Origin of the sequence: Pseudarthrobacter sulfonivorans, from assembly GCF_024391045.1 — a bacterium.
Lineage (GTDB): Bacteria > Actinomycetota > Actinomycetes > Actinomycetales > Micrococcaceae > Arthrobacter > Arthrobacter sulfonivorans_B.
This window is the reverse complement of record NZ_JANFCZ010000006.1, coordinates 159,866-168,888: the sequence shown is the minus strand read 5'-3', so window position 1 is coordinate 168,888 and position 9,023 is coordinate 159,866. Positions and strand designations below refer to the sequence as shown.

The following is a 9,023-nucleotide window of genomic DNA, read 5'->3' as shown; positions in this document are numbered from 1 at the left end:
TCTCACCCCGCCAGCCACTGCCAGGGACTCTGATAAAACGCCGATAATCTACATTATGTAAAGTAGAACAGTGATTATTGCATCCGATGCAAGATCGCCCCTCCTCCATTGACGGCGAGTAACAGTACGAACTTGCCGTAGTAGACCAGGGCGGGTCCGAACCGGATCTCATCGTATTGACTGCACGACCGCAACCTTCACAGCCAAGGCTGCCGGATGGGGATACGATGCAGTCAACACCATGCCGGGAGTCCCCCGTCATTGGTGCCTGCGCTGATGGCTTTGGGGGAACGCAGTGAAGATCAGAACCGGCGTAACCCTTGCAGCGGTGGTGATGGTTGGCGCCATTGCGTATTTTCTCGTCCGAACTGCCGAGGACAGAGTCACCGACGACATGGTGCCCCGGGCCGGACAGTTTTCCATCCCATCCGACTGGAAGCCGGAAGACAACGTTGTGCGCAGGGAAATGTTCCTGTGTATGGACACCACCCGTGCCCCAGCATCGCCAGGCGATGGAACACCGGACGGGAACTCACCCTAGACGACCTGAGGGCATTGAGCTCAAAAGCGAGCTTTGTCATAAATGTTGAGGGCCCCTGCAGCAGGCGCCCCAATGTCGGCGGACCAACGACCGTCTGCAGCTCATCGGGAACTGATGGCCTGTACGAGTACAGCCTGAATGGCACAAGCCCTGCCAAGGACGAGAAATCGAACGTCGTCGTCTTCCTTGTTGAGCCGCATCGCTGAATGTTGCCTTAAAATGCTTTTTATCTAGTCAGGCGCTGAACCGAAGATTCAACCGGTACTGCGAGGACTTGGGCCTCTCCCCCGGCCTGGACGTCCATTCCCTGCGCCGCTCCTACGTCACCCCGCTGATCGAATCATTCATGGCCAAAAAGTCCCCGCACCGCTCGCCGAAATTGCTAAGGTCAGGCCGCGACGGCGACGCCGTAGTCATGCAGGTCATGGACGGCTCGCACGCAGCGGCGTCGCCCGGGTCAGGCAGCGCGGCGTCCCCGCCTCGCCGTCCTGCCCCCGACCGTCAAGGGGGATTTGAGAACATGATGAGGCTATTCCAGGCCGGTCGTCTACGGTAGTCCATCCGTCCACTGGAAGCATCCGGGAGCAGTGTATCGGGCCGACGGGACGTGGGTGGCCCGATACACTGCCTCGATCCGGTGTACTGGTCAGGAGAAGCTCTGTACCTTCACCCGCACCATATTCTGAGCAAAGAACTCGGTGATTTCTGCGCGCGCCGTCAGAGGGAGAACGTGCGCCACGTACATGTCCGGTCGCACAATCACCAGTGCTCCTGCGCGGTCTATCTTCCGTGCCTCGAAGATGTCGTCGAGGGGCGTCGAGGCGTACACCTTCTCCCAGTCCGTCACCTTGTAACGGCCAACCTTGGGCATGAAGAAACCTGGAACCGTGGCCAGGTCCACGTCGCGGTACCCCTGCTGATAAATCACCTTGGCGTCAAAGACACTGTCGATATCGGACCCCTCCGGGGTGAAGCGAGTAACCGGAGAATCATCAGCGGTTTCCAACCACGCAGCCAAATCAGCTACGGCCTGACCCGACCTGTCCGCAAAGGCGTATAGCCGCCAGCGACCATCCGCACGGAAATGATGGCCAAGCTGAACAGTTGCAGTGTCTGCAAGCCGCGAAACCCGGGCCGACTTCAATCGCATGCCAAGAGGGAAGCCCTGGGCCAGATCTTGGTGTTCGGAGGTCCCGATCAATGTGGAATTCTGGTACTTCGTGTCGAACCCGCCGGGGAAGTTAGCGGTGCTCACGAAGAAGTCAACGATCTCGTGCGGGCCCTGCATTTCCTCGGGGCGCCGAGACATCATGGCAGACCATTCCTTGTCATAGTCAATGAGTTTCTGCGCTACGTCCTGCCGCTCATCATGGTAAGTCTTCAGCAGGGACTCGTCACTGCGTCCCTCCAGGACCTGGCCTAGCTTCCATGCGAGGTTCCAACCGTCCTGAATGGAGACGTTCATGCCCTGGCCTGCTTTGGCGCTGTGCGTATGGCAGGCGTCGCCCGCAATGAAAACACGCGGATTCAGATGCGGATTCTGTTGAGCAGCCACATCGTCGAAGCTCTGGGCGACCGAATGGCGGACCTCGTAGATACTGAACCACGTAACCTTACGGACATCGACAGAGTAGGGGTGAAGGATGCGGTTGGCACGTTCAATGGCTTCCTCGGCAGTCGTGGCCCGGATCCGCTCCCTGTTTTCCGTTGTTGGAGTGTCCAGCGAAACATAGAACCTTGTCAGAAAGCCACCCTCGCGGGGGATGAGCAGGATCGACCCCTCTTTGTCGGACTGAATGCCGCTTCTGGTGCGGAAGTCCGGGAAGTCGGTATTGGCCATCATGTCGATGACAGCCCAGGCCTGATCCGCCGGATCCGTTACAAGGTCCACGTCCATGCAATCGCGGACCTTACTGCGCGCTCCATCGCAGCCCACCACATACTTTGCGTGCACCGTGCGATCGTTGCCGTGTTCGTCTTTGATCCTCACCTCTACGGGATACTCGCCGCTGTCGTGCACCGTCAGGTCAATGAACTCGAAGCCGTAGTTGATGTCAATCCTTGCGGGCCCGTTGGCGGCCCGCTCCGCGAAATAGTCGATAACCCTGGCTTGATTGACAGTGAGAATAGGAAATTCACTCACGTATGAGGGCGGATCATCTGCCCGCGCGGCCCGCGCGATCTCCGTGGGATGCTCAGGCTTGGGACCCCAGAAGCTCATTTCCCGCATATGTGCAGCTTCATGGGCAATCTCCTCATAGAACTCGAAGGCCTGGAAGGTTTCGCAGCTACGTGGAAAGAGTCCATCCGCTCGGCCGGCTACGAGTCGGTCAGGGCGCCGTTCAATGATTCTCGTGTGAACCTGGGGGTATTCCGTCAATTGTGCTGCCTGAACTATGCCAGCGGGGCCCGCTCCCACGATGAGTACATCCATGGTTTCTGGAAGTTCAACGGTGCGATCAACACCCGTACCTGCCGCATCCCTGATGCGAGGGTCACGTCCGATGTATCCGTCGTGGTGGTACTGCATCCTATGAGCTCCTTAGCTTTGGGGGAAATTGTCCTCAAGCCTGACTCAGCTATCACTTCCGGTCGTTGGAAGGTATGTTCCAGCAACCTTTCATTGTGATGTGGAACACGTTGAGGACTGGTAGTAATCCTGCTTGCGGGGTGGATGAACCACCACCCTTTGCTTCCGTCCAGCGGAAGAGCTCTCGTGGATGGTCTTTTGCATTGACGGACGCAGCTCGGACCCGGCTTCTCCCCTGCGATTAGAGATGGCAAAGGAAGCAGACGAGAGAGACGTGCGGATTGGATGCTGCAAGTTCGGTGAATTCCCGATACTCCGGCAATCCTGGGTGAAGATGCGCGCACCTTCCTTGAGGCTCCGTTTGACGACTGATTCCACGCCGGGATCCGGAAGAAGGTGGCCGAGTGGATTGCATCCGCATGCGTCCCGGCGAACTTCGTGGAGTAATCGCTAAGCCACTGCATGAAGTGCACGTGGAATTTTGCGGCGGGTGAGCTGCAGAGAGTGATCGGTCTCCCACGTGAATGGGATCGAACGCAGATCAGCAGGCTTGCCCGTACTCCGTGATGGTCGCCGTGTGCAGGGCCGGTTCAGGAGAGGTGATGTACTGCCCCGGCCCAGCGGGGGCCGGAGACGGCCGTGCGGACGGTCCGCGCGCGCGGGTGAATGTCGGACTTGGGCTCGCATGGGAAGTCGGGAGCTTGATCTTCAGGATCATCGTGGACGCGAGTCGGGATCTCCCGGACAGTCGTGCAGTGGTCGGTAATCAGCCCCATGCCAGCGTACTCGCGCACAGCGGCTATGCCGGCCACGGCGTCGGCCTTGGTGCCGAAGATCTTGGAAACTGCCATTACAGTTCCGTCGGGCGCTGTTAGCCGGAACCTGAAAGCTGATTCCGCGTCGACAAATAGTACGAACATTCCTGCCATTGCGATCCTTTCGGTCTGCGGGATTCCGTTGGCTGCGTCTTTGCCGCCAGCAGGGCACGAGGCATCGTTGCCTACATTTGCCGTGATTTATCCCGCCATCCAAATTTTCATCAATTCAGCATGCGTCCCCCGAGTCTCCCCCAGGACCGCTCTCCCCGGCAAGGTCTTGGCAGACATCCACCCGAAGTGATCCTCCGCTCCCGCTTCACAGTGGAGCTGCACTACCAGCCCGGAGTTAAAGCGTCAGGACAGGTGTGAGCGCCACCGTTCAATTTCAGCTGTGAACCCTGAGGCTTGTCCCGATTCCGCCCATAGCTGAGCCAGTTCGTTTCCTGTTGCGTCCTTCATGCGGTCAAGCACTGCAGCTGCTTTGGCGTTCAAATGCTCGGGCAACGGCTCTGCCGTTCGTGGCCAAGGCTCCGGGGCATAGGTGGCATCGCCGCCAAGCATCTCGGGTTCGCTCCAGGCGACCACCAGTGCAGCGGCAGCCAGTCCTATCGCACCCTCTGGAGCCTCCACGTCTGCCGTGGCTGCAAGGACGCTGTCCAATGCGTTCTCGATGATTGGTGCAACTTTCGCCGCAGTGTCGGCGTCATCGAATTCGAACGAGAAGTCCGCTGCCTCGTCGTTGCCAAATACGGATTCATCCCACGCGCCCATCAACAATCCCCCGAGTCCGACCGTCCGGCCGCGGGTATGCGGCTCAGCTGGAATTCTTGCACGCACACCGGCGCTGGCCAACCCTGGCGCGTTCCCTGAGCATCCACCCAGCCTGACGGCAGCCGCAACACTCCCCCACAGCCGTCTGGTCGAATTCGTGAGCACAACTCCCTTGCCGCGGCCGCTGCGGAGCCGTCGCGATGGTTCAGGCGCCGTCGGGGGTGAAAATTACTGCCTGAACAAGTACCCCGCCGGGAAAAATCGGGTACATGATACGGATGCCCGGACTGCGCCGAAACCCTATTGTCGTTGCATGGCGGCACGCTGGGTGGTCTGCTTCCCACGCTTCATTGGGCAGATCAGTGCCGATCTTTCCGCCAGTAGGAGACAGCGGCATTGTTCAGTTCCTGGCTCTTAGGACGTCATATGCTGCAGACCCTCATCCCCCAGTCCCGCGAACAGGCGCTGCTCAACGCACCGGGCAGGCCTGTGATCTTGCTGCGGCCAGCTCCTGTCAGAGTGCGCTCCCTGATCGGCAATGCCGTGGCCTATACGGTCACACACGTGCTGGTTGAGTGGGACGCCGATGACGTGCACCACGTCCGCTGGGAGCCCACCTGGCTGGTGCGCCGGGTGCAGTAGGGCGCTCGGATGATTGCGGTGGCTGACCCGCGCTAGTCTCGAAGATATGATTTCCTCCACCCAGCAGCAGTCCGCCCCCGGCCGCACTCCCGCCATAGCGGCCGCAGGACTGGCCGACGCCATCCTCATTCTCGTTTTCGCGGCGATTGGCAGGGACGCTCACCAACGACCTGACGTCATCATCGGCGTCTTTCTCACCGCCTGGCCGTTCCTCGCCGGCGCCGCGCTCGCGTGGCTCGTGGCCCGCGCGTGGCGGCGTCCACTGTCACTTCCCGCGGGTGTGGCAATCTGGCTGGGAGCCGTTGCCGGCGGCATGATCCTGCGGGCACTCACGGGCCAATCAGTGGTACTCGCGTTCGTCATCGTGGCGCTCCTCAGCCTGGGGCTGTTCCTGGTGGGCTACCGTGCACTCCTGGTGCTTGTGCGCAGGCTGCGTAAGTCCTGACGCCGCACACGGTACGAGCCGCCGCCAGGCATACCGGTGCGGCAATGTAATAGGCTGGCAAGACCACAGAGACTTGCCGGGGCACCGCTACGGCCTAAAGATCCGGAAGGATTGAACCAGTGATCACCGCATTCGTTCTGATCAAGACCGACGCCGCGCGCATTCCGGAAACCGCCGAGGAGATTTCCGCGATCCAGGGAATCAGCGAGGTCTACTCCGTAACCGGTGAATGGGACCTTATCGCCGTCGCCCGCGTGGCACGCCACGAGGATCTTGCTGACGTCATCGCCGACAAACTCTCCAAGGTTCCGGCCGTGGTGCACACCACCACTCACATCGCTTTCCGCGCCTACTCCCAGCACGACCTCGATGCTGCCTTTGCCCTGGGTTTCGAACAGTAGCCCCCGACAAAACAAAAAAGAATGGCGCGTCCCGCAGCTCTGCGGGACGCGCCATTCTTTGTTTGCGAAGACACTAAGGCCGGGTGAGTGCAACCCATTTATCCAGGACGGCAGCGGCGGCGCCCGAGTCAATTGACTCTGCAGCACGGACCAACGCTGCACGCATGCGGTCCACGAACGGACCTTCGGCCGTGGCATCAAATGCCACCAGGCCGGCCGCCGCGTTAACCAGCACGGCGTCCCGCGCGGCGCCGGCCTTCCCGGCCAGGACATCACGCACGACGCCGGCATTCGCTTTGGCGTCTCCGCCGCGGAGTTCTTCAACGGTCGCCGGACGGATACCGAGATCGGCAGGCGAAAAGGTCAACTCGGTGACGGCGCCCCCACGGATCTCCCATACTGTGGACGGCCCCGTGGTGGTCAGTTCGTCCAGCCCGTCGTTGCCGCGGAAAACGAGCCCGCGACTCCCCCGCCGGGCCAGGACTCCGGCAACGAGCGGAGCCATCCTGGCATTGGCAACCCCGACAGCTGAGGCCTGAACCTGCGCAGGGTTGGTCAGCGGTCCCAGGAAATTGAAGGCGGTGGGAATTGCCAGTTCGCGGCGCGGAACTGCGGTATGACGGAAGGAAGGGTGAAAAACCTGGGCAAAGCAAAATGTAATGCCGGCCTCCCGGGCATTCCGCGCCACATGCTCCACCGGAAGGTCGAGCCGGACACCCAGTGCCTCCAGCACGTCGGCAGAGCCGGAGGACGACGAAGCCGCCCTGTTACCATGCTTGACCACTTTGGCACCCGCACCGGCAGCCACCAGGGCCGCCATGGTGGAGATGTTAACCGTGTTGAGCTGGTCACCACCGGTGCCCACGATGTCCAGCTTCTCACCGGGGATGCTGATGGGCGTTGCGTGGCGAAGCATTGCCTCCACCAGTCCTGAGATCTCATCGACTGTTTCGCCCTTGGCACTGAGGGCAACGAGGAATCCTGCTATCTGGGATGGCGAAGCCTCACCGGACATAATCCTGTCCATGGCCCACGCGGTGTTGTCCGCGGTGAGATCGGTGCCGGTGATGAGCGCTGAGATGAGCCGGGGCCAGGTGTTGCTGTCGGCCGGTGCGGTTGCCTGAGAAGTCACCTCCTGATGCTATCGAGCCGCCCCAGCCCTGACCAATGTGAACGTCGCCGGGAACTTTTCCGGGCGATTTCGCGTCTTTGTAGAAAAAGTCCCCCGAAAAGGCGGTTTGCGTTGGGCAGTACGGACTTTTATAGACATAATGTCTATGTGACATCTGCGACCCATGCCCCCAGTACCCCGGCGCACCCGACGCTGAACCGCCCCAACATGGTTTCTGTAGGAACCGTTGTTTGGCTGTCCAGCGAGTTGATGTTCTTCGCCGGTCTCTTTGCCATGTACTTCACACTGCGCTCCACGAGCGGACAGATGTGGGCCGAAGAGACAGCCAAGCTCAACTTTCCCTTTGCGCTCGTTAACACCATCGTCCTCGTGGCAAGTTCATTCACTTGCCAGATGGGCGTCTTCGCCGCCGAACGGCTGCAGCCCCGCAAAACGGGCGGACCTTTCCAGTTCGCCCGCTGGGGCATGAACGAATGGTTCACCCTGACCTTCATCATGGGTGCAATCTTCGTCGCAGGCCAGAGCACGGAATACGCCATGCTGGTATCCGAGCACGTATCGCTCTCATCCAACGCCTATGGCTCGGCCTTCTACATCACCACCGGATTCCACGGCCTGCACGTCATCGGTGGCCTCATAGCTTTCCTCTTCATCATCGGACGCTCGTTCGCGGCGAAGAAGTTTGGCCACTTTGAGGCGACCTCTGCAATTGTCACGTCTTACTACTGGCACTTTGTGGACGTGGTCTGGATCGGCCTCTTCCTGGTCATCTACGTACTGAAGTAGTCAAGCTTTGATTCCTTTTCTACAAGAGGCAGAATTTCAAGAAGCGGCTCCCGGAGCCGGCGCAGGATCGAATAAAGGAACCACCACGTGAAGGCTCTCTCGCAAAAGCGGCGTCACCCACTCGCAGTAATCGCGCTGCTCCTGATGGGACTACTCGTCACCGGGGGGCTCTACGCCGTTGCCACCACCGTCAACGAAGCGAAGGCCTCCACCACCAGCTACAGCGCAAGTGACACCGCCGAGGGTCAGAAGCTTTTCGAAGCCAACTGCGCGACCTGCCACGGGATGGGTGCCAGCGGCACCCAGGCCGGCCCCTCACTCGTAGGTGTTGGCGCAGCCGCCGTCGACTTCCAGGTCGGCACGGGCCGCATGCCGATGCAGATGAACGGACCCCAGGCCTACAAGAAGCCTGCCCAGTTCAACGACACCCAGACCCACCAGCTTTCAGGTTACGTCGCTTCCCTGGGTGCCGGCCCGGCGATTCCTGAAGAACACCTGTTAGACGAAAAGGGTGACGCTGCCGCAGGTGGAGAGCTCTTCCGCGTGAACTGCGCCATGTGCCACAACGCCGCTGCCGCTGGTGGCGCACTCACCCGTGGCAAGTTTGCCCCGGCCCTCGCGGACGTTTCCGGCAAGCACATCTATGAGGCAATGGTCTCCGGCCCGCAAAACATGCCGGTCTTCAACGATGCGAACGTTTCGCCTGAAGGCAAGCGGGACATCATCACCTTCCTCAAGCAGATTGAATCGAACGGCTCCCCCGGCGGCGCGGATCTGGGCTCACTTGGCCCGGTCGCCGAAGGCCTCTTCGTCTGGATCGCAGGACTCGGCGTCATCATCGCCTTCACGATCTGGCTGACATCCCGGACGTCTTAGGACACCCCGGGATCCCCAAAAACTCCTGCTGCCAAGTCAGCAGTTTGACATTGAAAACTAACCCGGCGGACGCCGGGACGA

The 9,023-nt window shown here is 60.5% G+C and carries 10 protein-coding genes; 6 read left to right on the top strand and 4 right to left on the bottom strand.

From position 1 onward, the window contains the following. The first annotated feature begins 815 nt into the window (after nt 1-815). Nucleotides 816-1,097 carry a hypothetical protein gene (locus NQJ30_RS06375; RefSeq protein ID WP_255768997.1) on the top strand — a complete coding sequence of 94 codons (282 nt, stop codon included), beginning with the start codon at nt 816-818 and terminating at the stop codon, nt 1,095-1,097. Between the two features lie 90 nt (nt 1,098-1,187). Here the strand turns inward: NQJ30_RS06375 and NQJ30_RS06370 are convergent, their stop codons facing one another. The 3 genes from NQJ30_RS06370 to NQJ30_RS06360 form a co-directional block, all read right to left on the bottom strand. Beyond that, the gene (locus NQJ30_RS06370; protein WP_255768996.1) at nt 1,188-3,071 is read right to left on the bottom strand and encodes an FAD-dependent monooxygenase; all 1,884 of its coding nucleotides are present in this window, start codon (nt 3,069-3,071) and stop codon (nt 1,188-1,190) included. A 590-nt stretch (nt 3,072-3,661) separates the two neighbouring features. Next, nucleotides 3,662-3,991 (bottom strand): YegP family protein, encoded by a 330-nt coding sequence (locus NQJ30_RS06365; RefSeq protein ID WP_308215152.1) that lies wholly within the window; start codon nt 3,989-3,991, stop codon nt 3,662-3,664. A 252-nt stretch (nt 3,992-4,243) separates the two neighbouring features. Then, complete coding sequence (locus tag NQJ30_RS06360) at nt 4,244-4,660, bottom strand: DUF4259 domain-containing protein (RefSeq protein ID WP_255768994.1); 417 nt, start codon at nt 4,658-4,660, stop codon at nt 4,244-4,246. A gap of 426 nt (nt 4,661-5,086) precedes the next feature. Between NQJ30_RS06360 and NQJ30_RS06355 the strand changes: the two genes are divergently transcribed. The 3 genes from NQJ30_RS06355 (at nt 5,087) to NQJ30_RS06345 (ending at nt 6,148) form a co-directional block, all read left to right on the top strand. Then, nucleotides 5,087-5,302, top strand: a complete 216-nt coding sequence (locus NQJ30_RS06355) for a hypothetical protein (protein WP_255768993.1) — start codon at nt 5,087-5,089, stop codon at nt 5,300-5,302. 46 nt (nt 5,303-5,348) lie between these two features. Continuing rightward, the gene (locus NQJ30_RS06350) at nt 5,349-5,747 is read left to right on the top strand and encodes a DUF3054 domain-containing protein (RefSeq protein ID WP_255768992.1); all 399 of its coding nucleotides are present in this window, start codon (nt 5,349-5,351) and stop codon (nt 5,745-5,747) included. A 119-nt stretch (nt 5,748-5,866) separates the two neighbouring features. After that, a complete protein-coding gene (locus tag NQJ30_RS06345; RefSeq protein WP_255768991.1) occupies nt 5,867-6,148 on the top strand; it encodes an Lrp/AsnC family transcriptional regulator in 282 nt (93 codons plus the stop codon). A gap of 73 nt (nt 6,149-6,221) precedes the next feature. Here the strand turns inward: NQJ30_RS06345 and trpD are convergent, their stop codons facing one another. Next, nucleotides 6,222-7,280 carry an anthranilate phosphoribosyltransferase gene (trpD, locus tag NQJ30_RS06340; protein ID WP_255768990.1) on the bottom strand — a complete coding sequence of 353 codons (1,059 nt, stop codon included), beginning with the start codon at nt 7,278-7,280 and terminating at the stop codon, nt 6,222-6,224. 147 nt (nt 7,281-7,427) lie between these two features. Between trpD and ctaE the strand changes: the two genes are divergently transcribed. After that, the gene (gene ctaE / locus NQJ30_RS06335) at nt 7,428-8,066 is read left to right on the top strand and encodes an aa3-type cytochrome oxidase subunit III (protein ID WP_190988360.1); all 639 of its coding nucleotides are present in this window, start codon (nt 7,428-7,430) and stop codon (nt 8,064-8,066) included. 87 nt (nt 8,067-8,153) lie between these two features. Further along, complete coding sequence (gene qcrC / locus NQJ30_RS06330) at nt 8,154-8,942, top strand: cytochrome bc1 complex diheme cytochrome c subunit (RefSeq protein WP_255768989.1); 789 nt, start codon at nt 8,154-8,156, stop codon at nt 8,940-8,942. The last annotated feature ends 81 nt before the right edge of the window (nt 8,943-9,023 follow it).

Excerpts from the sequence above, each read along its gene's own strand:
- NQJ30_RS06370 (WP_255768996.1), bottom strand. The coding sequence starts at position 3,071 with ATGCAGTACCACCACGACGGATACATCGGACGTGACCCTCGCATCAGG.
- NQJ30_RS06365 (WP_308215152.1), bottom strand. The coding sequence starts at position 3,991 with ATGTTCGTACTATTTGTCGACGCGGAATCAGCTTTCAGGTTCCGGCTA.
- NQJ30_RS06360 (WP_255768994.1), bottom strand. The coding sequence starts at position 4,660 with ATGGGCGCGTGGGATGAATCCGTATTTGGCAACGACGAGGCAGCGGAC.
- NQJ30_RS06355 (WP_255768993.1), top strand. The coding sequence starts at position 5,087 with ATGCTGCAGACCCTCATCCCCCAGTCCCGCGAACAGGCGCTGCTCAAC.
- NQJ30_RS06350 (WP_255768992.1), top strand. The coding sequence starts at position 5,349 with ATGATTTCCTCCACCCAGCAGCAGTCCGCCCCCGGCCGCACTCCCGCC.